Source organism: Luteimonas abyssi (genome assembly GCF_001482195.1).
In the GTDB taxonomy this organism is placed as follows: domain Bacteria; phylum Pseudomonadota; class Gammaproteobacteria; order Xanthomonadales; family Xanthomonadaceae; genus Luteimonas; species Luteimonas abyssi.
On record NZ_KQ759763.1, the window covers coordinates 916,510 to 942,773 of the forward strand.

The 26,264-nt window shown below is 69.7% G+C and carries 22 protein-coding genes; 7 read left to right on the forward strand and 15 right to left on the reverse strand.

All coding sequences use genetic code 11. The features are described 5' to 3' along the window. The coding region (locus RG19_RS03765) for a PLP-dependent cysteine synthase family protein (protein WP_157515338.1) at positions 1-504 on the reverse strand (504 nt) is incomplete at its 3' end. A gap of 47 nt (positions 505-551) precedes the next feature. Next, positions 552-1,988: a siroheme synthase CysG gene (gene cysG / locus RG19_RS03770; protein WP_058834100.1), complete on the reverse strand. Its 1,437-nt coding sequence runs from the start codon at positions 1,986-1,988 to the stop codon at positions 552-554. Between the two features lie 211 nt (positions 1,989-2,199). Between cysG and RG19_RS03775 the strand changes: the two genes are divergently transcribed. Next, entirely contained in the window at positions 2,200-3,189 is a 990-nt protein-coding gene (locus RG19_RS03775; protein ID WP_058834101.1) for a LysR family transcriptional regulator, read from the forward strand. 6 nt (positions 3,190-3,195) lie between these two features. On the opposite strand, the gene RG19_RS03780 is transcribed toward RG19_RS03775, so the two are convergent. Genes RG19_RS03780 through RG19_RS03790 form a run of 3 tightly spaced genes read right to left on the reverse strand, consistent with a single transcriptional unit; the run spans position 3,196 to position 7,514 of the window. Beyond that, positions 3,196-3,963, reverse strand: coding sequence for a phosphoadenylyl-sulfate reductase (locus RG19_RS03780; protein ID WP_058834102.1), 768 nt, complete (start codon positions 3,961-3,963; stop codon positions 3,196-3,198). Beyond that, positions 3,960-5,693, reverse strand: coding sequence for an assimilatory sulfite reductase (NADPH) hemoprotein subunit (cysI, locus tag RG19_RS03785; protein WP_058834103.1), 1,734 nt, complete (start codon positions 5,691-5,693; stop codon positions 3,960-3,962). Before cysI ends, RG19_RS03780 begins: the two co-directional genes overlap by 4 nt. Before the next feature lie 9 nt (positions 5,694-5,702). Continuing rightward, positions 5,703-7,514 carry a diflavin oxidoreductase gene (locus RG19_RS03790; protein WP_058834104.1) on the reverse strand — a complete coding sequence of 604 codons (1,812 nt, stop codon included), beginning with the start codon at positions 7,512-7,514 and terminating at the stop codon, positions 5,703-5,705. A 200-nt stretch (positions 7,515-7,714) separates the two neighbouring features. On the opposite strand from RG19_RS03790, the gene cysD reads away from it, so the two are divergent. Both cysD and cysC read left to right on the forward strand, forming a co-directional pair. Beyond that, positions 7,715-8,629 carry a sulfate adenylyltransferase subunit CysD gene (gene cysD, locus RG19_RS03795; RefSeq protein ID WP_425599719.1) on the forward strand — a complete coding sequence of 305 codons (915 nt, stop codon included), beginning with the start codon at positions 7,715-7,717 and terminating at the stop codon, positions 8,627-8,629. Further along, complete coding sequence (gene cysC / locus RG19_RS03800) at positions 8,629-10,566, forward strand: adenylyl-sulfate kinase (RefSeq protein ID WP_058834106.1); 1,938 nt, start codon at positions 8,629-8,631, stop codon at positions 10,564-10,566. The genes cysD and cysC overlap by 1 nt, the downstream gene beginning before the upstream one ends. A gap of 6 nt (positions 10,567-10,572) precedes the next feature. On the opposite strand, the gene RG19_RS03805 is transcribed toward cysC, so the two are convergent. Together RG19_RS03805 and RG19_RS03810 are read right to left on the reverse strand one after the other, a co-directional pair. Beyond that, positions 10,573-10,836: a GlsB/YeaQ/YmgE family stress response membrane protein gene (locus tag RG19_RS03805; protein ID WP_058834107.1), complete on the reverse strand. Its 264-nt coding sequence runs from the start codon at positions 10,834-10,836 to the stop codon at positions 10,573-10,575. Positions 10,837-11,049: 213 nt separating this feature from the next. Further along, positions 11,050-12,543, reverse strand: coding sequence for a M20 family metallopeptidase (locus RG19_RS03810; RefSeq protein WP_058834108.1), 1,494 nt, complete (start codon positions 12,541-12,543; stop codon positions 11,050-11,052). Positions 12,544-12,748: 205 nt separating this feature from the next. Between RG19_RS03810 and RG19_RS03815 the strand changes: the two genes are divergently transcribed. Both RG19_RS03815 and RG19_RS03820 read left to right on the forward strand, forming a co-directional pair. Then, positions 12,749-13,084 carry a ComEA family DNA-binding protein gene (locus RG19_RS03815; protein ID WP_058834109.1) on the forward strand — a complete coding sequence of 112 codons (336 nt, stop codon included), beginning with the start codon at positions 12,749-12,751 and terminating at the stop codon, positions 13,082-13,084. A 238-nt stretch (positions 13,085-13,322) separates the two neighbouring features. Continuing rightward, positions 13,323-13,940 carry a HutD/Ves family protein gene (locus RG19_RS03820; protein WP_058836391.1) on the forward strand — a complete coding sequence of 206 codons (618 nt, stop codon included), beginning with the start codon at positions 13,323-13,325 and terminating at the stop codon, positions 13,938-13,940. A 66-nt stretch (positions 13,941-14,006) separates the two neighbouring features. Here RG19_RS03820 and RG19_RS03825 read toward each other — a convergent pair whose 3' ends face one another. The 8 genes from RG19_RS03825 to RG19_RS03860 all read right to left on the reverse strand — a co-directional run bounded on the left by RG19_RS03825 (position 14,007) and on the right by RG19_RS03860 (position 23,040). After that, complete coding sequence (locus tag RG19_RS03825) at positions 14,007-16,415, reverse strand: TonB-dependent receptor domain-containing protein (RefSeq protein WP_058834110.1); 2,409 nt, start codon at positions 16,413-16,415, stop codon at positions 14,007-14,009. A 224-nt stretch (positions 16,416-16,639) separates the two neighbouring features. Beyond that, positions 16,640-16,963 carry a non-heme iron oxygenase ferredoxin subunit gene (locus RG19_RS03830; protein ID WP_058836392.1) on the reverse strand — a complete coding sequence of 108 codons (324 nt, stop codon included), beginning with the start codon at positions 16,961-16,963 and terminating at the stop codon, positions 16,640-16,642. Positions 16,964-17,020: 57 nt separating this feature from the next. Further along, on the reverse strand, positions 17,021-17,560 hold the full coding sequence (locus tag RG19_RS03835) for a GNAT family N-acetyltransferase (protein WP_058834111.1): 540 nt from the start codon (positions 17,558-17,560) through the stop codon (positions 17,021-17,023). A gap of 69 nt (positions 17,561-17,629) precedes the next feature. Next, positions 17,630-18,886, reverse strand: coding sequence for a cysteine desulfurase (locus RG19_RS03840; protein ID WP_058834112.1), 1,257 nt, complete (start codon positions 18,884-18,886; stop codon positions 17,630-17,632). Then, a complete protein-coding gene (sufD, locus tag RG19_RS03845; protein WP_058834113.1) occupies positions 18,883-20,163 on the reverse strand; it encodes a Fe-S cluster assembly protein SufD in 1,281 nt (426 codons plus the stop codon). Before sufD ends, RG19_RS03840 begins: the two co-directional genes overlap by 4 nt. Further along, complete coding sequence (sufC, locus tag RG19_RS03850) at positions 20,163-20,924, reverse strand: Fe-S cluster assembly ATPase SufC (protein ID WP_058834114.1); 762 nt, start codon at positions 20,922-20,924, stop codon at positions 20,163-20,165. Before sufC ends, sufD begins: the two co-directional genes overlap by 1 nt. A gap of 133 nt (positions 20,925-21,057) precedes the next feature. Then, positions 21,058-22,533, reverse strand: a complete 1,476-nt coding sequence (gene sufB, locus RG19_RS03855) for a Fe-S cluster assembly protein SufB (RefSeq protein WP_058834115.1) — start codon at positions 22,531-22,533, stop codon at positions 21,058-21,060. Between the two features lie 15 nt (positions 22,534-22,548). Next, positions 22,549-23,040, reverse strand: a complete 492-nt coding sequence (locus RG19_RS03860) for an SUF system Fe-S cluster assembly regulator (protein ID WP_058834116.1) — start codon at positions 23,038-23,040, stop codon at positions 22,549-22,551. 228 nt (positions 23,041-23,268) lie between these two features. Between RG19_RS03860 and RG19_RS03865 the strand changes: the two genes are divergently transcribed. After that, complete coding sequence (locus RG19_RS03865; protein ID WP_058834117.1) at positions 23,269-23,745, forward strand: SET domain-containing protein; 477 nt, start codon at positions 23,269-23,271, stop codon at positions 23,743-23,745. 277 nt (positions 23,746-24,022) lie between these two features. Beyond that, a complete protein-coding gene (locus RG19_RS03870) occupies positions 24,023-26,260 on the forward strand; it encodes a DUF5916 domain-containing protein (RefSeq protein WP_058834118.1) in 2,238 nt (745 codons plus the stop codon). The last annotated feature ends 4 nt before the right edge of the window (positions 26,261-26,264 follow it).

Below are 26,264 nucleotides of genomic sequence, written 5' to 3' on the forward strand. Positions count from 1 at the left end.
CCGGCGGCCGGCGAAGTCGCGCAGGATCTCGGCGGCGGTGGTGTTGCGGTGGTAGGCGGGGTTGGCGGGGTTCTGGAACTGGCGGGCGAGGAACCAGCCGTGCTTCTCGGCAAGTTCCTCGGCCTTGCGGACCATGCCGCTGCCGCGCTCGGCGGCGGGGGTCAGGATGACCTTGGCGCCGTAGGCGCGCATCAGCTTGCGGCGCTCGATCGAGAAGGTCTCGACCATGGTGGCGACGAACTTGTATCCGCGCGCGGCACAGACCATGGCGAGCGCGATGCCGGTGTTGCCGGAGGTGGCTTCCACGATCGTGTCGCCGGGCTTGATCAGCCCGCGGGCCTCGGCGTCGAGGACGATCGCCAGCGCCAGCCGGTCCTTGACCGAGCCGCCGGGGTTGAAGCTCTCCACCTTGGCGTAGAGTTCGACGTGGGGCGGGGCGATGCGATGCAGGCGGACCACGGGGGTGCGACCGATGGTGTCGAGGATGTTCTCGTGCAGGGACATGGCGTCTCGATGGATGGTGGCGATGGAAAGGAAGGCGGCGGACGTCGTCACGCTGCTTCGCGAGCGCCGAGCGGCTCGGTCAGCGGTGCGTCGCCGTACCAGTGCAGTCGCGTCGCCAGGGCGGCGACCGAGCCGAGAATCAGCAGCGCGGGCGCGCGGACCTGGTGTTCGTTCGCACGTTGCGCCAGGTCGCGCAGCGTGCCTACGACCGTGCGTTGCCGTGCGCGGCCGCCGTTCTCGATCAGGGCGAACGGCGTGGCCTCGGCCATGCCGTGCGCGAGGAGCCGCGCCTGCAGGGTCTCCAGCAGCCCGACGCCCATGTAGACGGCCAGGGTCTGTCGTTCCCGGGCGAGTGCGGCCCAGTCGAGGGTGTCGAGGGATTCGCGGCAATGGGCGGTGATCAGGCGCACCGACTGTGCATGATCGCGATGCGTCAGCGGCACGCCCGCATGCGCGGCGCAGGCCAGCGCGGCGGTGATGCCGGGGACCACTTCGTAGTCGATGCCCGCGTCGCGCAAGGCTTCGAGTTCCTCGCCGCCGCGTCCGAACACGAAGGCATCGCCGCCCTTCAGGCGCACCACGCGCCGGCCGGCGCGCGCGTGTTCGATCATCAGGGCGTGGATGCGCGCCTGCGTGGTGGCGTCGGCACCGGGCAGCTTGCCGACGTCGATGCGCTCGGCATCGCGGCGGGCGAGCTCGAGCACGCCGGGATCGACCAGCCGGTCGTGCAGGATCACGTCGGCCTGATTCAGCGCGCGCAGCCCGCGCAGGGTCAGCAGGCCGGCATCGCCGGCGCCGGCGCCCACCAGGTGCACCGCTCCGTGGGTGGCGGCCGTGCAGTGCAACCAGGCCTCGAATGCACGCTCTGCCGCGAGCGTGCGCCGACGCCGCAGCAGATCGTGCACCGGCCCGTCGAGCAGTTCCGAAATCGCGCGCCTTCGGACATCGGTCTGCGGCCAGCGCGCGCGGATGCGCGTGCGATGCCGATCGAGCAGGGCCGCCAGCGCGCCGTAGGCGTCGTCGTAGCGGGCTTCCAGATCCTCGCGGACCAGCCGCGCGACCATTGGTGCGCCGCCGCCGCTGGAGACCGCGATCTGCAACGGGCCGCGGCGGACGCGTGCGGGGACCTGGAAGGCGGAGAGCGCGGCATCGTCCACGACATTCGCCCAGATCCGCCGCGCCTGCGCGGCGGCGGCGACGGCCCGATTGACCGCGTGGTCGCCGGTGGCGGCCACGACCAGCCAGGCCTCGTCCAGCCAACGCTCGACGAAGACGCCAGGCAGATGGGTGACGCGCCCGTCGCCGACCCAGCCGGCAAGGGTGGCGTCGACCACCTGAGGTGCGCCGACCCGGACGTGCGCACCGGCCTCCAGCAACGCCTCGACCTTGCGCCGGGCGACCTCGCCGGCTCCCACCACCAGCACGGTGCGGTGGCGCAGGTCGACGAACAGCGGAAACAGGGCAGGCGTATCGGCGGCGGACATGGCGTCTCGTGAACCTTCGCAAGGCGAGCCCCGACGCTAGCCGCGCGGCGCCGGGCGGACAAATGGCCTCGCGCTCTGTCTTCATTCCATATCGGCATGACGCGATCGGGATGCCCGCTCCGATTCGGAACGCTGAGGGGCGATCCGAAGCGGTCGAGTCGCGCCCGGGGTATGTCAGTATCCGGAGCGTCGCCCGTCTCCCCCGTTCGCGATGACCCTCAGCCAATTGCGTTATCTCGTCGCGATCGTCGATGCCGGCCTGAACATCACCTTGGCCGCCGAACGCGTGCATGCCACCCAGCCCGGCCTGTCCAAGCAGCTCAAGCAGTTGGAGGACGAGCTGGGCTTCCAGTTGTTCGTGCGCCGCGGACGCAACCTGGAGCGCATCGCACCGGCCGGTGTTCCCGTGGTGGAGCACGCGAGGCGCGTGCTGGCCGAGGTCGCCAACATCCGCGCGTATGCCGCCAACGAGCGCGGCGAGCATCGCGGGCGTCTGGCCCTCGCCACCACCCACACCCAGGCGCGCTATGTGCTGCCCACGGTGATCGCGGCGATCCGGCGGGCCTTCCCGCAGGTGGACGTGGACCTGCAAGCGGCCAGCGACGCCGACGTGCTGCAGCGCCTGGCCCAGGCCGACGCCGACCTGGCGTTGATCAGCACCGCGGGCGAGGTGCCCGAGCACGGCCTCGCGGTGCCGCTGTACCGCTGGCGTCGCGTGCTCCTGCTGCCCACCACGCACCCGCTGGCGGCGCTGGGGCGCGCGCCCGACCTCGCGGAACTGGCGCGCTATCCGTTGATCAGCTACGAGTCGTCGGTACGGCCGGAGTCATCGCTGCGACGCGCCTTCGCCGCCGCCGGCACCGAGCCGCTGGTGGCGATGACCGCGCGCGACGCGAATCTGATCAAGACCTACGTCCGTGCGGGGCTCGGTGCCGGCCTGCTCGCGGAAATGGCGGTCGGCCCGCACGAAGCCGACGATCTGTGCCAGCTGCCCGCACCGGAGGAGATTCCGGAATGCATCACCTGGGCGATCATCCCGCGCGGCCGGGTGCTGCGCGACTACGCGCTGGCCGTGGTGCACGCGCTCGCGCCGCAGATCGACCGCCGCGACCTGGAGCGGGTGCTGCAGGGTCACGAAAGCCCGGCATGGCCGCAGCCGCCCAGCTGGCAGACGTTGCTGGACACGCTCCGCACCGGTTGACGCGGCTCAGCGGCCCGGGTCGCCTTCGCCGTCCTCGTGCAGCCCGCATTCCCGTTTCAGGCCGAAGAAGCGGGTGTCTTCGGGCCGCATGCCGTCGCCCAGCGGGCGGGTGGTGTGCACGTCGCCGATCGAGACGTAGCCGCGCGCCCACAGGGGGTGGTAGGGCAGCCCGTGACGGACGAGATAGCGGCCGACGTCGCGGTCGGTCCAGTCGGCGATCGGGTGGAGTTTCAGCCTGCCGTCGCGTCGCTGCACGACGTCGAGGCCGGCACGGCTGTCCGACTGCTGGCGGCGCAGGCCAGCGATCCAGGTGCCGACGCCCAGTTCGCGCAACGCGCGCTGCATCGGTTCGACCTTGCGGACCCGGTTGTAGTGTTCGATGCCGGCCGTGCCCTGCTCCCAGAGCCGGCCCGTGCGCGCCTCCATCCACGCCGGGCCCAGCGCCGCGCGATAAACCTTGAGGTTGAGGTCCAGGCGCTCGGTGAGAGCGTCGACGAAGCGATAGGTCTCGGGGAACAGGTAGCCGGTGTCGATCAGGATCACCGGAAGATCGGGGCGCACGCGCGTGGCCATGTGCAGCAGCACCGCCGACTGTGCGCCGAAGCTCGACGAGAGCGCCGGCGCGCCGGGCGCGTGGTGCAGTGCCCATTCGATCCGGCTTTCGGCGTCGCGGGCGGTCAGCCAGCGCTGGAGCGCATGCAGAGCGCCGTCGTCGTCCAGGGCGGCGTGCGCATCCGGGAGCGATGCGGTGGCGTTGGAATGCAGCGCCGTCATCCGGCGATCTCCACGTCGGCCTGCGAGGGCCGGACCTGTGCCGGGGCCGGCAGCACGCCGGCGCGCAGCAGGAAATCGCCGAAGCGCTCCCCGGCCCGCGCGTCGGCGGCGTAGGCGGCGAACAGCGGGTCGAGGGTGTCGAGGATCGCCGCTTCGTCGATGTTCTCCCGGTACAGCGTGTTGAGACGCTGCCCGCGGTGATCGGCGCCCAGCATGAGGTTGTAGCGCCCGGGCGCCTTGCCGATCAGGGCGATCTCGCCGAGATACGGGCGCGAGCAACCGTTCGGGCAGCCGCTGATGCGCAGATGGATGGGGGCATCCGCGATGCCGTGGTGCGCCAGCCGCTTCTCGAGGGCGCCGACGATGTCCGGCAGGTACCGTTCGGCCTCGGCCATCGCCAGCCCGCAGGTCGGCAGCGCCACGCAGGCGAGCGCGGCGCGCCGCAGCGGGCTGGCCGCGCGCCAGCCGTCGAGGCCGTAGCGTGCGGCGAGGGCGTCGATATCCCCGCGCAGGACCGGCGGCACGCCGTGCAGGCCGAGATTCTGGTTGGCGGTCAGGCGGAATTCCGCATCGGCCGCGCGTTCGGCCAGCAACGCGGCGATCGCGCGCAGGCCGCTCAGGTGCCGCACCGTGTCGCCGCCATCCGTCGCGCCGTCGACGATGCGCCCGGCCGGAATGCGCAGGCCCAGATGCAGACGTCCGTCGTCACCGGCGTGCCAGCCGAAGCGGTCGCCGTTGTGGGCGAAGTCGAATGGTCGTGGCGGTTCGAACGCGAGCCCGGCACGGCGCTCCACTTCGGCGCGGAACCAGTCCAGACCGCGGTCGTCGATGGTGTACTTCAGGCGTGCGCGCTTGCGGATCTCGCGGTTGCCGAAGTCGCGCTGTGCGGTGACCACCGCGGTCGCGACCGCGATCACCGCGTCCGGCGCGATGAAGCCGATCACGTCGCCCAGACGGGGATAGGTGTCGGCGTCGCCGTGGGCGGCGCCCATGCCGCCGCCCACGGTCACGTTGTAGCCCAGCAGCTCGCCGCCGTCGCCGACGATGGCGATGAAGCCGAGATCCTGGGCGAACACGTCGACATCGTTGTCGGGCGGAATCGCGAAGCCGATCTTGAACTTGCGCGGCAAATAGCGCTCGCCGTAGACCGGTTCGTCTTCCTGGCCTGCGCCGGCGATACGTTCCTCGTCCAGCCAGATCTCGTAGTACGCGCGGCTGTGGGGCAGCAGGTGACGCGACAGCGCCGCCGCTTGCGCGTGCACCTGCGCATGCATCGCGGAGACGCTGGGGCTCGCGGAGACGGCGATGTTGCGGTTGACGTCGCCGCAGGCGGCGAGGGTGTCGATCAACGCCGCGTTGATCGCCTGCATGGTGGGTTTGAGTGCGGTCTTGATGACGCCGTGGAACTGGAAAGCCTGGCGGGTGGTGATGCGCAGGCCGCGCTCGGCGTAGGTGGTGGCGATGGCGTCGAGCTGCAGCCATTGTGCCGGCGTGACAGTGCCGCCCGGGGTGCGGGTGCGGATCATGAAGGCGTAGGCCGGCTCCAGCTTCGCCTGCCGCCGTGCCTCGCGCACGTCGCGGTCGTCCTGTTGATAGCTGCCGTGATACTTGATCACGGTCTGGTCGTCCTCGCGCAGGGCGCCGGTGACCGGGTCGGCCAGGCTCTCCAGCAATGCGCCGCGCAAGCGGGCGCTGCGGGCCTTGATGTCCTCGACGGAATGCGTGCTCATGCGGGTGCCTCAGTAGACGTCGCGGCTGTAGCGGCCTTCGGCCTGCCAGCCGGCGATGGTTTCGATGGCGGCTTCGCGGTCGCCGCCGGCGGCCTGCGCGACGCGCTCCACCAGCGCCTCGTCCACGTCGCGACCCATCGCGATGGAGCCGCAGACATAGAGGTGCGCGCCGTCGCGCAGCCGGCCGAGCAGGGCGTCGGCGTGCTCGCGCAGACGATGCTGTACGTAGATGCGCTCGGCCTGGTCGCGCGAGAATGCGAGGTCGAGCCGGTGCAGCGCGCCGGTCTTGAGTGCACGCTGCCACTCGAGCTGGTAGAGGAAATCGGTGCGGAAATGCGGCGCGCCGAAGAACAGCCAGTTGTGGCCCCGGGCGCCTGCTGCCTCGCGCTCCTGGACGAAGGCGCGGAACGGGGCGACGCCGGTGCCCGCGCCGATCATCACGATGTCGCGGTGGCCGTCCGCCGGCAGGCGGAAGCGGGGATTGGCTTCGACGTACACAGGTGCGTCCGCCTCCTCGCCGCGACCGGCCAGAAACCAGGAGGCGACGCCGCGGGTGCCCGGCGCCCCGCCGACCATGGCGACGGCGAGATGGGCCTCGTCGCCGACCACGGCCTGGCTGGAGGCGATCGAATACAGGCGCGGCTGCAAGGGCCGCAATGCGGCGACCAGCGACGCCGCATCCCATTCGGCCGGGTGTTCGCGCAGGACATCGGGCACCTGGCGCGTGGCCATCCAGGCGGCCAGGTTCGCGCGCGCGTCCGGATCGAGCAGCGCCGCGAGCGCCGGGCCCCCGCCTCGCTCGAGTTGCGCGCGCAGCAGCGGCGGGGCCAGACGGGTGAGTTCGCGATGCGCGCGCAGCCAGTCGTGCAGCGGCCGGGTGGTGCCGTCGTGCGCGACCTCGGTGTCGCCGTCGAGGCCGCTGTGGGCGAGCACAGCGGCGACCAGCGCGTCCTCGTTGCGGGCGCGCACGCCGAGCGCGTCGCCCGGCGCGTAGCGCAGCCCGCTGCCTTCGAGCGACAGCTCGACATGTCGGATATCGCGCGCGGCGTGATGCGTGGTGATGCGCTGCACCGACAGCAGCGGTGCCCGGAACGGCGCGGCGTCGCTGGCCGCTCCGGTACTGCCGGCGGATGCGTACGGGGTCCGCAGCGGGGTCACGGTGGCGCTGGGCTTGAGCGCCTCGCGCGCGCGGTCGAGCACGTCCGTCCGCCAGGGTGCTGAAGCGGCCTCGATGTCCAGGTCGGCCTCGGCCAGCGGTCGCCAGCGCGTCGCACCGAGTTCGGCCAGCCGCGCATCGAGTTGCCGTCCGATCGCGCAGAACTGTGGATAGCTGGAGTCGCCGAGCGCGAACACGCTGTAGTGCAGCCGCTCCAGCCGCGGCGCGCGGCGTCCCGACAGCAGGGCGACGAGGCCGCGGGCATCGTCGGAGGGCTCGCCATCGCCCTGGGTGCTGACCACCAGGCACAGGTAGCGTTCCTGCTTGAGGGCCTGCAGCGTGTACGCATCCGCGCGCACGATCCGGACCGCCAGGCCGGCGGCGTCCACCGCAGCGCCCAGGCGTTCGGCCTCGCGCTGCGCATTCCCGGTCTGGCTGCCGTAGACGATGGTCAGGCGCGGGGCGTCCGCGGGCGCGTCCGTGGCGACCGGCGCCGGCGTCGGTGTGGACGCGGGCGCGGCGGCTCCACCCGCGCTCGCCAGCCCCGCCGCATAGCCCGACAGCCACCACAGGCCGGCCTGGTCCAGACCGGCGACCAGCCGTCCGAGGGTGTCGGCGGCGAGTGGAGACAGCGGCAGATCGGCACGGCTGGAGGCGGTGGACATCGGCACGGACATGGATCGAGGAGGTGTCGAGGCTACGTGCACCTGGACCGGCGACGGAAAGGACGAGCGGTTATCGGGTCATGCCCGCCCGACATGTGCGCGACGCCCTGCCGGGAGATCGCGGTCTGGTTATTGCGAGATGCCCAAGCGTCATTTCAGCCCTGGCGGCAGGGCGGATTCAATGCAGGTCCCGTCGTCACCTGCGAAGCGTTGCCACGATGTCCGACTCCCTGGACCGGCTGGAGGCCGAAAGCCTGCACATCCTGCGCGAGGTCGCCGCGGAAAGCCGGCGACCCGTTCTGCTGTATTCGATCGGCAAGGACAGCTCGGTGCTGCTGCATCTGCTGCTCAAGGCGTTCGCGCCGGCACCGCCGCCGATCCCGCTGCTGCACGTCGACACCACCTGGAAGTTCCGCGAGATGATCGCCTTCCGCGACCGTCGTGCCGCCGAGACCGGTGTCGAGTTGCGCGTGCACATCAATGCGGACGGCCTGCGCGACGGGATCGGTCCGCAGACCCATGGCGCCAGCGTGCACACCGACATCATGAAGACCCAGGCCCTGAAGCAGGCCCTGGCGGCGCGAGGCTACGACGCCGCCATCGGAGGTGCCCGTCGCGACGAGGAGAAGTCGCGCGCGAAGGAGCGCGTGTTCTCGTTCCGGGATGCCCAGCAGCGCTGGGATCCGCGCCGGCAACGGCCCGAACTGTGGCAGCTCTACAACGGCCGGACCGCCGAGGGCGAGAGCGTGCGGGTGTTTCCGCTCTCCAACTGGACCGAGCTCGACGTCTGGCGCTACGTGCGCCGCGAGGCGATTCCGGTGCCGTCGCTGTACTTCGCCGCCGAACGCCCGGTCGTGCGTCGCAACGGCACCTGGATCATGGTCGACGACGACCGGTTCCGCCTGGCGGACGGCGAACGGCCGCAGTTGCGCCGGGTGCGATTCCGCACCCTCGGCTGCTATCCGCTGACCGGCGCGGTGGAGTCGGACGCCGGTGATCTCGATGCGGTGATCGCGGAAATGGAGGCCAGCCGGCAGTCCGAACGGGCCGGGCGCCTGATCGACCACGCCGACGGCGATTCGATGGAAAAGAAGAAGCGCGGAGGTTACTTCTGATGAACGTACGGGCAGCGGGCGCAGCCAACGTCGTGGCGGTGACGGACGAGGGGTGGCGGCGTCCGTCCGCGCCGGCGGCGGTCCCGGCCGCGGCGCCGGACGCCGGGCAGGCGGAGACCTTCGTGCGCGTGGTCGCCTGCGGCAGCGTCGACGACGGCAAGAGCACCCTGATCGGCCGCCTGCTGTACGAGGCCGGCCGCGTCTCCGAGGACGAGCGGCTCGCGCTGGCGCAGATCAGTGCGCGGCACGGCACCCGCGGCGGTGACATCGACTACGCGCTGTTGCTCGACGGCCTGGAGGCCGAGCGCGAGCAGGGCATCACCATCGATGTCGCCTGGCGCCACCTGGAGACGCCACAGCGGCGTTTCCTCATCGCCGATTGCCCGGGACACGTGCAGTACACCCGCAACATGGCGACCGGCGCCTCGGTGGCCGACGTGGCGGTGGTGCTGGTCGACGCCACCCGCGGGATTTCCGCGCAGACGTTCCGCCACACCGCCATCGCCGCGTTGCTGGGCGTCCGTCATGTCGTGCTCGCGGTGAACAAGATGGATCGCGTGGACGATGCCCGGGGGACGTTCGAGGCCATCGCCGCGCGCTATCACGCGCACGCCGCACGGCTGGGGCTGACCGATGTCCAGGCGATCCCGTTGTCGGCAGTGGACGGCGACAACGTGGCGACACGCAGCACGCGCTGGTCCTGGTATGCCGGCGCCTCGGTGCTGGAACATCTCGCCGGCATCCACGTGGAGGCCCCCGCACGCGGCCTGCCCGTGCTGCCCGTGCAGACGGTGTTGCGCGATGCCGACGGCGGGCGCTGGCTCGCGGGCACGCTCGGCGGCGGACGTCTGCGGGTGGGCGACCGGCTGGCGATCGCCGGTACCGCCACCGGCGCCCGGGTCGCCGGCCTGCAGGTGGCCGGCTGTGTCGCGGTGAGTGCGCTGGCCGGGCAGGCGATCGCCCTGCGCCTGGCCGAAGACGTCGATGCCGCCCGCGGCGATGTGGTCGCCCCCACGGAGCGGGGCCCGGCGACGGGCGACCGGCTCACCGTGGACGTCCTGTGGTTCGACGAGGTGCCGTTGCAGCCGGGCCGGCGCTACTTGGTGAAACTGGGCACCCGCACCGTCGGTGCGCGCGTCGGCGAGCTGCGCCATCGTCTGGATCCGGACACGCTGGCGCCTGCCGAGGCCGGGCATCTGGGCATCAACGACATCGGCGAGGTGACGCTGGCGTTGGATGCGCCGGTGGCCTATGTGCCTTACGACCGGGATCGCACCCTGGGCGGCCTGCTGATCATCGACATGCTCAGCCGTGCCACGGTCGGTGCCGGCATGGTGCGGCGGGGCGGGCACGGTCACGAGGACCTGCGCTGGCAGGCGCTCGACGTGGATCGCGACGCCCGCGCCGCGCTCAAGCGGCAGCGGCCGCGTTGCGTATGGCTGACCGGCCTGTCCGGTTCGGGCAAGTCGACGATCGCCAACCGTGTCGAGCGGGAACTGCACGCCCGTGGCATCCACACCTATCTGCTCGACGGCGACAATCTGCGCCACGGGCTCAATCGCGATCTCGGCTTCGGCATGGACGACCGCCTGGAGAACCAGCGCCGGCTGGCCGAGGTGGCGCGGCTGATGACGGACGCCGGCCTGGTGACCCTGGTCAGCGCGATCTCGCCCAGCCGTGCCGGGCGCGCCGCGGCGCGCGAGTTGTTCGCGACCGGCGATTTCATCGAGGTGTTCGTGGACACGCCGCTGGCCGAGGCGGAGCGGCGCGACGTCAAGGGGCTCTATGCACGGGCGCGCCGCGGCGAGATCACCGACTTCACCGGGATCGATTCGCCCTACGAGTCGCCCGAAGCCCCGGAACTGCGCCTGGACACCGTGCGCGAGAACGCCGATGCCCTGGCGCGCCGCGTGATCGATCGCCTGTTGGCGGATTGACCGCGCTCAGCGCGGCCGCAGCAGCTGCAGGATGCCGAGGATCACGATCGCGCCGATCAACGCACCCAGAAAGCCGGCCGCCTCGCCGATCCGGTACCAGCCGAACTGCTGGCCGCCCCAGGTGCCCAGCAACGCGCCGCCGATCCCGAGCAGGCAGGTCAGGATCACGCCCAGCCGGCGACGCCCCGGCGTGACGATGCGGGCCAGAATGCCGACGATCAGCCCGATGACGATGATGTACAGCCAGTTGCTGCTGCCGAACGGTTCCATGTGCGTCTCCTGGGTGGGCGGTGCCGCGGCAGCATACCCGTTCGCGACGCGCGCCTTGTGGCGCGACGAGGGGGCGCGCGTGGGCCGCTTGCCCCGATGCGCCCGACACGTTCGATCCAGGCGCTGCCGTGGCCGCGATCTGCCCGATGCGGAGCGGCACGGGGCTGAAGATCCAGCAGATGCGGGGGCGGCATCATGCGGCCCCTGCGGGGCTCAACAGCAGCCGTGATCGCCGTGACGCTGGCCGCTGTCGGCCGCAACGGCCGAGCCACTGGTCTCGCCGCGCGCGCTGGCCAGCTGATGCTCGGCGAGCACCCGTGCCACGCACGCGGTGACCCGCTTGCCCATCGGGATGTGCAGGAACTCGTTGGGTCCGTGCGCATTGGAGTGCGGGCCGAGCACGCCGGTGATCATGAACTGCGCACCGGGGAACTTCTCGCCCAGCATGCCCATGAAGGGAATCGAGCCACCCTCGCCCATGTACATGGCCGGGCGCCCGTACACCGCCTGGCTGGCGTCGTCGATCGCGCGGGTCAGCCAGGACGACATCGCCGGCGCGTTCCAGCCGGTGGCCGCCTTCTCCAGGTCCAGGGTGACGCGTGCGCCGTTGGGGGTGTCGCGGGTCAGCGCTTCGGTCAGCAGGTCGCCTGCACGGCGGCCGTCCACGGTCGGCGGCAGGCGCAGCGACAGCTTCACCGCCGTCTGCGGACGCAGCACGTTGCCGGCCGAATCCAGCGACGGAATCCCGCCGACACCGGTGATCGACAGCGCCGGGCGCCAGGTGCGGTTGAGCACTAGTTCGGCCAGATCGTCGTGCATCGGGCGCATGCCCGGCAGCAGCGGGAACTTGTCGTAGATCTCCGTGCCCAGGACCTCGGCTGCGCGCCGCGCCTGCGCCGTGCGCTCGTCGGGAATCTGCGCATGCAGGCCGTCGAGCAGGATGCGACCGGTGGTCTCGTCCTCGATGCGCGACAGCAGCTGGCGCAGCAGACGGAAACTCGACGGCACCACGCCCGACGCATCGCCGGAGTGCACGCCTTCGGACAGCACGTTGACGGTGAGATTGCCGCCGGCCAGGCCGCGCAGCGACGTGGTGCACCACAGCTGGTCGTAGTTGCCGCAGCCCGAATCCAGGCACACCACCAGCGACGGCTTGCCGATGCGGTCGGCCAGGTGGTCGACGTAGGCGGGCAGGTCGTAACTGCCGGATTCCTCACAGGCCTCGATCAGCACCACGCAGCGCGCATGCGGCACCTGCTGCTCGTGCAGGGCCAGGATCGCGGCCAGCGAGCCGTAGATGGCGTAGCCGTCGTCGGCGCCGCCCCGGCCATACAGCTTGTCGTCGCGCAGCACCGGCTTCCAGGGGCCGAGATCGTCGTCCCAGCCGGTCATCTCGGGCTGCTTGTCGAGATGGCCGTAGAGCAGGACGCAATCGTCGTCGCGCCCGCCGTGCGCTGCCGGGATGTCGATGAAGATCAAGGGCGTGCGGCCTTCGAGCTGCACCACCTCGACCTGCATGCCGGGAATCGGCTGGCGCTTCGCCCAGTCGACCATCAGCTTCACCGCATCGTCCATGTAGCCGTGTGCTTTCCAGTCGGCATCGAACATCGGCGACTTGTTCGGGATCCGGATGTACTCGACGAGCTGGGGCACGATCTCGTCGTCCCACTTCTGGGCGACGAAACGTTCGGTCTGGCTGGCGTCCATTCGAGACTCCTGCTGTGAAGGCTGAGACCGCCATTTTACTCCCGTCGCGGGGCAGGGGTTTTTCCTACGCAGGCCGACGGGGTTGCCCGTTCATGGGTGGGCTGGATGGCGATAGGCGGGGTGGCGTCGACGCGGGAGACTGGTCCCCGTCGGCATCGGATCGCCGGCGCAGACCACTCCCTCTTTATCGAAAGGAATCCCAAGCATGAAGACCTTCACGAAACCGCTCGTCGCCCTCCTGCTGTCGCTGCTGATCGGCGGCACTGCGTGGGCAAGCGAGACCGTCAACATCAACACCGCCGATGCCGCAACCCTCGACAAGGTCCTCACCAACGTCGGCCCGGCGAAGGCGGAGGCCATCGTCGAGCACCGCAAGGAACACGGCGCGTTCCGCAGCGTCGAGCAGCTCGCCATGGTCAAGGGCATCGGCCTGCGCACCGTGGAACTCAACCGGGAGCTGATCGAGCTCGGTGCGGCGCCGGCACGGACGCCGGCCGCCGGCGCCACGGCTGCAACCGCGACGGCGACGGCGGGTCGCTGAGCAACGGGCCCCGAGGTCCCGGTCGCGGCATCCGGAGGTGCCGCGACCGGCGACGAGCAGGGATGCAGCACAGGACGCGGCAGGACGCCGGAAACACGGATGTCAGACGCCAACGATCCGGGCAGGGACGCCCGGGTCGTCGGCACATTCCCACAGGACTGTCAGGGTGCGTGGCGCTGTCTTGACGCTCGCCGCGATCGAGCCGATCGGTCAGCGCCATCCGCCCTACACTGTGGCGATGGGGCACGATCACGACAGCCGGGTGATTCCGGCCAACGAGTACGTCCGCAGTCGCTGGCGCAACGGCGCTGGCTGGACCCGCGAAATCTGCGCCATGCGGATGGGGGAGGACCACGGGACCGAGGACGCCAGCGACGGCGACTGGGACTGGCGGTTGTCGATCGCGGATATCGAGAGCCGTTCCGGGTACTCCGCGTTTCCCGGCACACGTCGCGAGCAGGTCCTGCTGCGCGGCGATGCGCTCGATCTCGAGTTCCCGGAAGGCGACACCCTGCGGCTGGCGCCGCCCTTCGGACGGTTGCGGTTCGAGGGCGACCGCTGCCCCGAGGCCACGCCGACGGGCCATGTCGAGGTGCTCAATCTGATCTGGCGTCCCCGGCGCGTCGTGGCCGATGTCTGGCACCGGCCGCTGGTGGGGCCGATGCTCTTCTTCGCCGAGCCGGACACCTGTTGGGCCTTGCACCTGCTTGCCGGGCAGGCGCGTTTCGCGAAGGACGGCAGTCTGCCGTCGCTCGCGCAAGGCGACACGGCGCTGCTCCTCGCGCCGCAGCGGCGCCGCTTTCTGCTCGACGGCGGCGGCGAGTTGCTGGTGGTGCGTCTCCAGCGTCCGGGTTGAAGGAGAGCCGTACCGCCGCCGCGCCGCGGCATCTTCCCGCTGCCGGGAAGACACCGTGCCCCCGGATCAGAACCGGGCGTTGACGCTCACCCAGAAACTCCGGGCCTTGTCCTTGTTGTTGTAATGGTCGAAGAACAGCACTTCGTTGGCGACCGAGGGATCGTAGGCGCCATCGCCGTCGAGATCGCGGAACTCCGCGTCGTAGGTGGTGAAGTCGCGGTCGAGCAGGTTGTTGATCCGCGCGTTGAACGTGACCGCATCGTTGAGGCGGTACGAAGCGCCGAGGTGCAGGACCTGGTAATCCTTGTAGTACAGCTCTTCGCGGGTGACGGCATGCAATCCGCGATAGCGCTTGGAGCGCGCTTCGGCCGACAGGAATACGTTGACGCGGTCCGTGGCCTGCCAGTCCAGCGTGGCGTTGGCCATGTGCCGGGCGCTGTTGCCGAGCGGGAGGCCGGCTTCGCTGCCGCTTTTCTGTTCGCTGTCGGTGTAGGTGTAGTTGCCGCGGAGGCCGAACGTGTCGGCGATCTGCCATCGTCCGGCCAGCTCCGCGCCCTCGATGACCACCTCGTCGATGTTCACCGTCCTGCTGCTGTTGGCATAGCCGAGGTCGGCGTACTCGCCGGCACCGGCGCAGGCCTGTGTGGTGCCCGGCCCGCAGGGCTGGCTGGCGATCTTGTCGTCGAAGGTGTTCCTGAACACCGTGACGTTGGCATTGTGGCCGTCCGGATGTTCCCAGTAGGTCGCCAGCTCCATGCTGGTGCTGGTTTCCGGCTGCAGATCGGGATTGCCGAACATCGGCGACGCGCCCTGTCCGCCGAAGCCGATCACGCCGTCGTAGAGCTGGGTGGTCTTGGGTGTCTTGAAGCCGGTGCTGACGCCGCCCTTGACCGTCCATCTGTCGTTGACGGTGTACACGCCGTACAGGCGCGGGCTGAGGTGGTCGCCGAACACGTCGTGATCGTCGAAGCGCAGGCCGGCGGTGATGGCCAGCGGTTCGATTACGTACCAGGTGTCCTCGGCGAACACTGAAATCATGTCGTGCTTCTGCACCCCGCCGGGCGCGCCGCGTTCCATGCCGAACACGCCATCGGTCAGCTCACCGCGGATCACTTGCGCGCCGATCACCGCGACGTGTTCGCCGGCCGCCTGGAAGGGGATGTCCAGCTTCGCGTCCAGGGTGTACTGCGCGCTCTCCAGGGTGCGGTCGGGGCGCGGCAGGAAGGTCGCTTCCGCGATGCCGCGGCGCTCCGCCACGGACAGCCCCGCGTAGTCGCCGGTCCCGTTGAGCATTTCCAGCAGGCGTTCGCGTTCGGCGACGGTGAACGGCAGCGTGCGCCCTTCGTTGTTGGTCGCGACGTGCGACAGCGAAACGAAACTGTTGCCGAATGCCCACGTGCCTTCGTGGGTCAGCGACCAGCTGTCGCGGGTGAACTCCTGGCTGGGCCGGTAGCCGGCACGGGGGTCGGCACGCGTGCAGCTGCCGGTGGCGATGCAGGCCGGCGTGTTGCCGCGCCAGATGGAATTGATGCTGTCGACGGTGCCGACCGGATATTCCTCCTCGCCTTGGTCGTTGATCCGGATCGCGTTGTCGTATTCCTGCCGCGAGGTGTCGTAGTCGAACGTCACGGTCTGCGCATCGCTCGGCGTCCAGGTCAGGCTGATGCCACCGGCCTTGTTGGTGTTGTCGACCGTCTTGCCGCCGCCGCCGAAGCCCAGGGAGCGGGTATGCACGATGCCGTTGGGATCGGTGACCGTGTCGTAGACGGGGTTGGACGCATCGCGCTCGTACCAGCTGGCGCGCGCGCTCAAGTTGAGGGTGCCCGCGATCAGCGGGCCGGTCACGAAGGCGTCGGCGCTGGTGTCGTCGCCGAATGCGTCGTTGCTCTCGAAGGTGCGACCGAACGTGATCGAGCCGTGCCAGCGGTCGAGCGTGCGCTTGGTGATGATGTTGATCACGCCCCCCATCGCGTCCGCACCGTACAGCGTGGATGCCGGCCCGCGGATCACCTCGATGCGCTCGATCGCGTCGAGCGGCGGGATGTGGTTGAACTGGTTGCCGCCGAAGGCGTTCGGGTAGATGTCGCCGTGATTGTTCTGGCGCTTGCCGTCGATCAGGATCAGGGTGTAGTCGGCGCCCATGCCGCGCATGGAAATGGTGCCCTGGCCGGTCTTGTCCCGGGTCTCGCCGACGTCGACGCCCTCCAGGTCGCGCACCGCATCCAGAAGCGTCATGTAGGGCCGCTTGCCGAGATCGTCGCGGGTGATCACGCTGATGCTGGCCGGCGCATCGGTCAGCTTCTGCTCGAAGCCGGCGGCGGTGACGACGACCGTATCGAATTCGGTCGGTGCGCGCGCATCGAGGGCGTCTTCGGCCAGCGCGGCGGACAACGGCATCAGCGACAGGATGGTCGCGGAGAGAAGCGTGCGGACAGGGCGGCGCGACGCCGCGCGGATGCGCGAACGGGTGATCATGGCGACTCCAGAGCAGGAGATGGGTGAGAGGAACGACCCGCGTCTCTGGCAGTGGGCTGGACGCTGAGGGGCGCACGGGCGCGGCGGACTGCCGACAGGTGCGAACCTGTTGCGAATGTTAATGAAAGTATTTCTTATTTACAACGCCACATGAACATTGCGCGGCTCGCGGCAGGGCTGCGCTGGCGCCATGGCTGAAGAAGCGGGGAAATCGGTGCCGGTGGTCAGCGGTCGTCGCGCGTCCAGATCGCGCCGTCGCGGATCTCGACGGGAAACGTCACCACCGGACCGTACGCGGGTGGGCACAGCGGACGTCCGTCACGGATGTCGAAGCGGGCCCCGTGCAGCACGCACTCGATGCTGCCTTCCGCGACATCGAAGGCACCCGACGACAACTCGAAGTCCTCGTGGCTGCAACGGTCTTCGAGCGCGTAATAGGTGCCGTCGAGATTGAGCACCAGGATCGGCGTATCGCCGTCCCAGGCCACCCGCGTTTCGCCTGGCAGCAGCTCGGACGTGGGGCAGACGAGGGTCCAGTCGATGCTCATGCCGGCATTGTAGAAGAGTGGCGCCGTCACGCGATCCGCGGACACCTGCGACCGCGATCAGACGAAGATCTTCTCCAGTACCTCGAAACGCAGATCGTCGCGCTTGGGCACCCCGAAGCGGGTGTCGCCATAGGGAAACGGGCGGAAGTCGCCGGTGCGGCGATAGCCCAGGCGCTCGTACCAGGCGATCAGTTCGGTCCGCGCGTCGATGACGGTCATGCGCATGACCGGCAGGGCCCACTCGTCCCGGGCGATACGCTCGCACTCGACGATCGTCGCGCGACCGATGCCGCCGCCCTGGCGGAGCGGATCGACCGCGAACATGCCGAAGTAGCCCGCACCCTCGACATCGGCCACGTGCGCGCATGCCAGCAACGTTCCGGCCGCGTCTTCGGCGACGACCACGCGGCTGCGCGCGCGCGCGATGTCGTCGTGCAGGAGGCCGGGGTCGATACGGTCGCCGTCCAGCAGATCGGCCTCCGTGGTCCAGCCGGCGCGGCTTGCGTCGCCGCGATAGGCCGAAGTCACCAGCGATACCAGTGCGGGCACGTCGGCATCGGTGGCGAGGCGGAAATGGGCGAGTGTGCGATCGGTCATGGATGCGGGAAGTAGGAGGTTGGCGCGGGCCGACAGGCGATCGCCATCACGATCCGGCGCGTGCGACGCTCACCCCAGCAACGTGCGCACCTTGCGCAGTGCGGCGATGAAGGTCTCGATCTCGTCGTGGGTGTTGTAGAACGCCAACGATGCCCGGCAGGTGGCCGCCACGCCGTAGAACTGCAGCAGCGGATGCGCGCAGTGCTGGCCGGAGCGTACCGCCACTCCTTCGAGATCGAGCAGGGTGGCGAGGTCGTGCGCGTGCGCGCCCTCGACCAGGAACGACACCACTGCCGCCTTTTCGGGTGCGCGGCCGAAGATGCGCACGCCGGGTTCGGCGTCGAGCGCCTCGGTCAGATGGGTCAGCAGCTCCGTCTCCCGGGCCTCGATCCGGGCCATGCCGAGCGTGTCGAGATAGTCGATCGCCGCGGTCAGACCGACGAAGCCGGCGATGTTGGGGGTGCCCGCCTCGAACCGGTGCGGCGGGTCGTTGAACACCGTGCCGTCGAAGCTGACCTCCTTGATCATCTCGCCGCCGCCCAGAAACGGCGGCATGGCCTCCAGGTGCTCGCGCCGCGCCCAGAGCGCGCCGGTGCCGGTCGGACCGCAGACCTTGTGTCCGGTGAAGGCATAGAAGTCGCAGCCGATCGCCTGCAGGTCCACCGGCCGGTGCGGCACCGCCTGCGAGCCGTCGACGACGGTGACGATGCCGCGGCGACGCGCCTCGCGGCAGATCTCGCGCACCGGATTCACGGTGCCCAGCAGGTTGGACACGTGCGCCACTGCGAGCAGCTTCACGTCTGGCGTCATCGCGCGGTCCAGCGCTTCGCGGTCGAGCGTGCCGTCCTCGTGGATCTCGGCGACCCGGATCGTGGCGCCGGTGCGCTGGGCGACCAACTGCCACGGCACGATGTTGGCGTGGTGCTCCATCCGCGACACCAGGATGATGTCGCCCGCGGTCAACCGCGGCAGCGCCCACGAGTAGGCGACCAGGTTGATGGCGAACGTGGTGCCGCTGCACAGCACGAGTTCGTCGGCGCGGACGTTGAGGAAGCGCGCCAGGCGCTTGCGTGCGCCCTCGTAGGCCTCCGTGGCCTCGGCGCCGAGCTGGTGCACGGCACGGCTGACGTTGGCGTTGAACCGCCGGTAGTAATCGTCGACCGCCTCGATCACCGCCGCGGGCTTCTGCGCGGTGTTGGCGCTGTCGAAGTAGACCAGCGGTTTGCCGTGGACGGCCCGTTGCAGCAACGGGAAATCCGCACGCACGCGCGCCCAGTCGGCAGGCGCTTCGTGTGGGGGAGCAGGGGCCGGGGTGGAGGCGTTCATCCTGCGACGATGCCTTCGAGCCCGCGCGTCAGCGCCGCGTCGAGTCCCTCGCGCAGCGGGTCCGGCACCGCGGACAGGGGCTCGCGCGCGAACGCGCCGGTGAGCAGGGCGCGCGCCTGGGGTTCGGGGATGCCGCGCGAACGCAGATAGAACAGGGCGTTGTCGTCCAGCCGGCCGACGGTCGCACCGTGCGCCGCCTGCACTTCGTCGGCATGGATGACCAGCACCGGCTGGGTGTCGATCTCGGCATCGGCCGACAGCAGCAGGTTCTTGTTCGACAGTCGGGCGTCGGTGCCGTCGGCACCCTCGCGGATCAGGATGCCGCCGTGGAAGACCACCTTGCCGCGTCCGGTCGCCGCGCCGCGCCAGACCAGTTCGGCGGTGGAGTCGCGGGCGATGTGGTCGATGCCCAGGCGGGTGTCGACCTGGCGCCGGCCGGTGCCCAGCAGCACGCCGTTGGCGGTCAGGTGGGCACGGTCGCCCTCCAGGCGGACGTTGAGCTCGTGACGCGACAGCGCGCCGCCCAGCTCCACGTCGACGCGGCGGTAGTCCGCGTCCCTGGCGAGCACCGCATCGGTGCGCAGCAGCAGGGTGGCGCCGTCGGCTTCGTCCTGCACACGGGCATGCGCCAGGCGCGCCCCTGCCGCGAGGTGCACATGCGCCAGCGCGTTGACGAGGTGCCGCGACGCACCGGTGTTGAGGTGATGCTCGACGATGCCCACGGATGCGCCCTGACGCAGCTCGACGAGATGGCGCAGGTGCCAGGCGAGATCGGCGGCCGGGGCATCGGCTGCATCCGCCGGCGCACTGACGAACACCAGGTGCAGCGGCGTGTCGACGACGGTATCGGCCTCGACGCGCAGCAGCACGCCTTCGTCGGCGAGCGCGGCATTGAGGCGGGCGAATACCTCGTCGGTGCGCTCGAAGCGACGATGCAGGAAGCGCAGCGCCTCGTCGCCATCGGCGAGTGCGGCCGACAGCGGCTGCAGCGACACCCCGGCCGGCAGGCCGTCGAGCGACGACAGCGCGGGCGCGTGGCGACCGTTGACGAACACCAGGCGCGGCGCGGGAACACCGGCGAGCAGGGCGGTATCGATGCTGGGCGCCTGCGCCGGCGGGACGCCGAAGCTGCGCCGCTCCAGCGCACGCAGCGGGGTGTACTTCCAGGCCTCGCTGCGCGGGCCGGGCAGGCCGTCGCGCAGGGCTTCGTCGAGGATCGCGCGGCGGGCGGCATCGCCGGAGAAACCGGCGGCCAGCGATTCGAGCAGGACGCTCATCAGACGGCCTCCGGCACCACGCGCTCGCCCACCCAGCCGTAGCCGTGCTGTTCCAGCTCCAGCGCCAGCTCCGGGCCGCCGGTCTGCACGATGCGGCCATCGGCCAGCACGTGCACCACGTCGGGCTTGATGTAGTCGAGCAGGCGCTGGTAGTGCGTGATCACCACGAACGCGCGCTCGGTCGAGCGCAGCGCGTTGACGCCTTCGGCCACGGTCTTGAGCGCATCGATGTCGAGGCCGGAGTCGGTCTCGTCGAGGATGGCGAGTTTCGGCTCCAGCACCGCGAGCTGGAAGATCTCGTTGCGCTTCTTCTCCCCGCCGGAAAACCCTTCGTTGACGCCGCGGTGCAGCAGCTGGTCGTCCAGGTGCAGCACCGAGAGCTTCTCGCGCACCAGTTTCAGGAACTGCATCGAGTCCAGCTCGGCCTCGCCACGCGCCTTGCGCTGCGCATTGAGCGCGCTGCGCAGGAAGTAGGTGTTGTTCACGCCCGGGATCTCCACCGGGTACTGGAACGCCAGGAACAGGCCGGCCGCGGCGCGTTCCTCCGGTTCGAGGTCGAGCAGGGCCTGGCCGTCGAAGTCGACGCTGCCGGCGGTGACCTCGTAGCCGTCGCGGCCGGCGAGGATATTGCCCAGCGTGGACTTGCCAGCGCCGTTGGGCCCCATGATGGCGTGGACCTCGCCCGGCTTCACGTCGAGCGAGAGGCCCTTGAGGATGTCCTTGCCGGCGACGCGGGCGTGGAGGTTGTCGATCTTGAGCATGTGCGTGTCCGTTGTTGGCCTGAACCCCGCGCCGGCGTGCGGCGCGAGGTGGGTTGAGAGCGAGCGAGGGGCGTGCCCTCATCCGGCGCTTCGCGCCACCTTCTCCCGCGGGGGAGAAGGGAGAAAGCAGGGATCAGCCGACGGAGCCTTCGAGGCTCACTTCCAGCAGCTTCTTGGCCTCGACCGCGAACTCCATCGGCAGCTCGCGGAAGACCTGCTTGCAGAAGCCGTCGACGATCAGGCTCACCGCATCCTCTTCCGAGATGCCGCGCGACCGGCAGTAGAACAGCTGGTCGTCGCTGATCTTCGAGGTGGTGGCCTCGTGCTCGACGGTGGCGGCCGGGTTCTTCACCTCGATGTAGGGGAAGGTGTGGGCGCCGCACCGCTTGCCGATCAGCAGCGAGTCGCACTGGGTGTAGTTGCGCGCGCCGTCGGCGCCGCGGTCCACCTTGACCAGGCCGCGATAGGTGTTCTGGCCGCGACCGGCGCTGATGCCCTTGCTGACGATCTTCGACTTGGTGCGCTTGCCGACGTGGATCATCTTGGTGCCGGTGTCAGCCTGCTGGCGGTGGTGGGTCAGCGCCACGGAGTGGAATTCGCCGATCGCGTCGTCGCCCAGCAGCACGCAGGACGGGTACTTCCAGGTGATCGCCGAGCCGGTCTCGACCTGGGTCCAGACCACCTTGCTGCGGTCGCCGCGGCACTCCGCGCGCTTGGTGACGAAGTTGTAGATGCCACCACGACCTTCTTCGTCGCCGGGGTACCAGTTCTGCACCGTGGAGTACTTGATCTCGGCGTCTTCCAGCGCCACCAGCTCGACCACCGCGGCATGCAGCTGGTTCTCGTCGCGCATCGGCGCGGTGCAGCCTTCCAGGTACGACACGTAGGCCTTGTCCTCGCACACGATCAGGGTGCGTTCGAACTGGCCGGTGTGACCGGCATTGATGCGGAAGTACGTGCTCAACTCCATCGGGCAGCGCACGCCCTTGGGAATGAAGACGAAGCTGCCGTCGGAGAACACGGCGGAGTTGAGCGCGGCGAAGTAGTTGTCGCCCACCGGCACCACGGTGCCCAGGTACTGGCGCACCAGCTCCGGATGCTCCTGGATGGCCTCGGACATCGAGCAGAAGATCACGCCCTTCTCGGCCAGTTCCTTGCGGAAGGTGGTGCCGACGGAGACGGAGTCGAACACCGCATCCACCGCCACGCCGGCCAGGCGCGCGCGCTCGTGCAGCGGCACGCCGAGCTTGTCGTAGGTGTCGAGCAGTTCCTGCGGCACGTCGTCGAGCGAGGCGTACTTCGGGCCCTTGGGCGCGGAGTAGTAGCTCAACGCCTGGAAGTCGATCGGCGCGATGTTGAGCTTGGCCCACTGCGGCATCGGCATCTTCAGCCAGTGCCGGTAGGCGGCCAGGCGCCATTCGGTCATCCACTCCGGCTCGTTCTTCTTCGCCGACAGGGCACGGATGGTGTCCTCGTCCAGACCCGGCGGCAGCGAGTCGGATTCGATGTCGGTGACGAAGCCGGCCGAATACTTGCGGCCGAGCTGTTCGTGGATCTCACGGTTGGCGAGCGGCTCGCCGGTGACGGGTTCGATGATCTCGGTGGCCATGGGGGCTGCCTACTGTCAGGCGCTCGCCAGGCGCGCGTCGATGCGGCGCGAGGGCGAAGCGGAGGGGGAGGAAACGGAGGACGCGCCGGCGACCGACGGCGGCGGGGCATCGTCGAGCATCTGTGCCAGGCTGACCGCGCGCAGTGCATCGGCCACGACATCGTTGATCCTGCGCCAGTTCGCACGCACCCCGCACTGGTGTGAGATGCCGCACTGGCTGTGGTCGAGGCTGCATTCGGTCATCGCCAACGGGCCTTCCATCGCCTCGACGATCTCGATCAGGCTGATCGCCTCGGCCGGGCGCGCGAGGCGATAACCGCCATTCGCACCGCGGAAGCCCTCGACCAGCCCGGCCTGCGCCAGCGGTTTCAGGACCTTGCTGACCGTGGGAGCCTCCAGGCCCGCCAGTTCGGCCAGTTCCGCAGCGCTCAACACAGCGTCCGGCCGCGCGGCGAGCGCGGTCAGGATCACGGTGGCGTAGTCGGTCAGGCGGGTGACGCGGAGCATGGGCGGGGCAGTCCTTAATTAGGACCGGAATTGTACTCTTTTGCGTTCACCCAACCAAGCGTCGGCCCCAGCCGTCGTTCACCTGCGTGGACGCGCCGCGGTCGATGCCGCAGGGCGGCGGCGTCACGGGCGCGGCATGCCGGGGGCGAACGCCGAAAAACCCCGCGTCACCGTGGCATGCCGTCGTCGCATGCCACACAATGGTCATTCTCCATACATGGCAGTCCGATGCCGAAGCAGCCCCTCAAGATCGAAGCCCGCAAGTCCCCGATCCACGGCAATGGCGTGTTCGCCACGCACAAGATCCGCAAGGGCGAGCGCATCGTGCGCTACGTCGGCGCGCTGCGCTCGCACGAGGAGGTGGACGAGGATTACGGCGAAATCGAGGAAAACGGCCACACCTTCCTGTTCACCCTCAACGACGACTACGTCATCGACGCCAATGTGCGCGGCAACGTCGCGCGCTGGATCAATCACAGCTGCGACCCGAGCTGCGAGGCGGTGATCGAGGAAGACGACAAGGGCCGTCCGGAGAAGGACAAGGTCTACATCGAGGCGCTGCGCGACATCAAGCGCGGCGAGGAGCTGACCTACAACTACGGCATCACTCTGGACGAGCGGCATACGCCGAAACTCAAGAAGCTCTGGGGCTGCCGCTGCGGCCAGCCGAACTGCACCGGCACCATGCTGCAGCCCAAGCGCTGAGACGCTGCAGCCGGTCCGGGCGTCACGCCCGCCCGGCGCAGCGCGCGTGGGTCCACGACGCCGCGACGGCCCTTCACCGTCGCGGCGTTTTCATGCCGGTCCCGGGTCGCGATTCCGCCCGGGACACCCGTACGCGCGGACGTGCAACGTACCGTCCGACATCTCCGGGATGCATGGCGACCGCAAAGGGTTGCAATGACCGAAGGCAGGCGAAGCGCGGCCTTGGCGCGCCTAACGTGCGGGGCATCCGGGGCGCCGCCCCGCACGGATCGCCGCCATGCGCCACCTGTTTCGCATCGTCTTCCTGCCGATGGGCCTGCTGTGCTCGTCGCCCGCGTTCGCGGTCGTCATCGATGGCCGCATCGATCCGGACGAGTGGGCCGGCGCACGGGAGATCGTCGAATTCCGCAAGACCCAGCCGCTGTCCGGCGCGCCCGCGTCGCTGCCGACCCGGGCCTGGGTGATGGCCACGCCCGACGGGCTCGCGGTCGCGTTCCGCAACGAACAGCCCCCGGAGGTGCCGCGGACCCGGCAGCGCGTACGGCGCGATTTCGATGCCCAGGTCGACCGGGTCAACCTGATGGTCGACTTCGATGGCGACGGGCGCACCGCCTACAACTTCACCGTGTCGTCGACCGGTGGCATCTACGACGCGGTCATCACCAACGAAAACCAGTTCAACGACGACTGGGACGGGTTGTGGCGATACGCCGTCTCCGAGGATGCGGACGGCTGGTCGGTGGAGATGCTCGTCCCCTGGCACACCGCGCCGATGCGCGACGGGCGCGACGGCATGCGGACGCTGCGGATCTACCTCGACCGGGTGATCGGCAGCACCGGGGAGCGCGTGGCCTGGCCGCTGGCCAGCTACGAGCGCCCGCGGTTCGTGTCCGAGTTCGCGCCGCTCGAGGTGCCGGCCTACGACCAGTCGCTGCTGGCCGTGACGCCCTACATGTCCGGCCTCTACGACAACGTACGCGGTGGGGCGCGGAGCGATGCCGGCGCGGACCTGTTCTGGAAGCCGAACGGCCGGTTCCAGCTGTCGGCCACGATCAACCCCGACTTCGGCCAGGTCGAAAGCGACGACCTGGTGGTGAACTTCAGCGCCACCGAGACCTTCGTCAGCGACAAGCGGCCGTTCTTCACCGAGAACCAGGGCTTGTTCGAACTGACCACGCCCTCCGACTTCAGCCAGCAACTCTATACCCGCCGTGTGGGCGGCCCGGCCGACGACGGCATCGGGGCTGGCGACATCACTGCGGCCATCAAGCTCAACGGCAGCGTCGGCGCAGCGAAGTACGGCGTATTCGCGGCGGAGGAAGACGGTCCGGCGGGACGCTCGTTCCAGGCGTTGCGGCTGGTGCGCGATTTCGCCGACCAGAATCTCGGCGCCATGCTCACCCGCGTCGATCGTCCCTGGCTCGATCGCGAGGCCTTCGTGCTGGGCGTCGACCACAACTGGCGGCCGACCGACCGCTGGAACGTACGCACGCGCCTGCTCGGCAGCCGCATCGATCAGGCCGGCGTGCGCACCGAGGATGTCGGCGCCACGTTGTGGGCGGACTACGAAATGGACGGCGGCTGGCGCCAGCAATGGCTCGCGATGCACTTCGGCGATGCGCTGCAGCTCAACGACTTCGGCTACCTGGCCCGCAACAGCAGCAATTACCTGCACTGGGAGCTGCGCCGGCGTTTCGCCGACCTGCCGGCCGACGGCCGCTACGCCTCGAAGGATTGGCGCTGGCGTGCCAGCACCAGCCACAACGACCGCGGCGACCATCTCAACGACCAGTTCCGCATGAGTCGGGAGGGCCGGTTGCGCGACGGTAGCTACGAGTACGCGCAGATCAACGTCAACAGCGCCGGGCTCAACGACCAGCTGCTGCGCGGCAACGGCCTGGTCCGCATGCCCGCGAACTTCAACACGTTCTACCAGTACGAACGGCCGCGCAAAGGGGCGTGGGCGCATGAGGTGGAGCTGGAGCTGTTCGGCGGCGGCCTCGCCGGCAACGACCGGATCGGGTCCGCGCTGTGGTACGGCACCACGTTCTTCGTCAGCGACGCACTCAGCCTGAACCTGGGCGGCATCGTGATCCGCAGGCCGGACTGGCTGATCTGGCAGGGCGAGGGCAATCTGGTCGGCGCGTTCGACGGTCGCGAGGCGCGCCTGCGCGCCGGGCTGGACTGGAACATCGATGCGCGGCAGGAGTTGCGGGTGAAGCTGCAAGCGATCGGCATCGATGCGGGGGCACGACGGGCCTGGCGCTTCGACCCCTCGGGCCACGCTCTCGAGGCGGCCGACCGGATCGACGACTTCGGCGTGCGCAACCTGGGCTTCCAGATCCGTTACCGCTACGAGCTCGCGCCGTTGTCGCACCTGTACGTGGTCTATGCGCGCGGCGGTTACGAGTCCATCGACAACCCCGAGGGCGTCGGCGACCAGTTGCAGCGCAGCTTCGACCTGCGCGACGACGAGCAGTTGCTGCTCAAGCTGAGCTATCGCTTCGAGATCTAGCCGA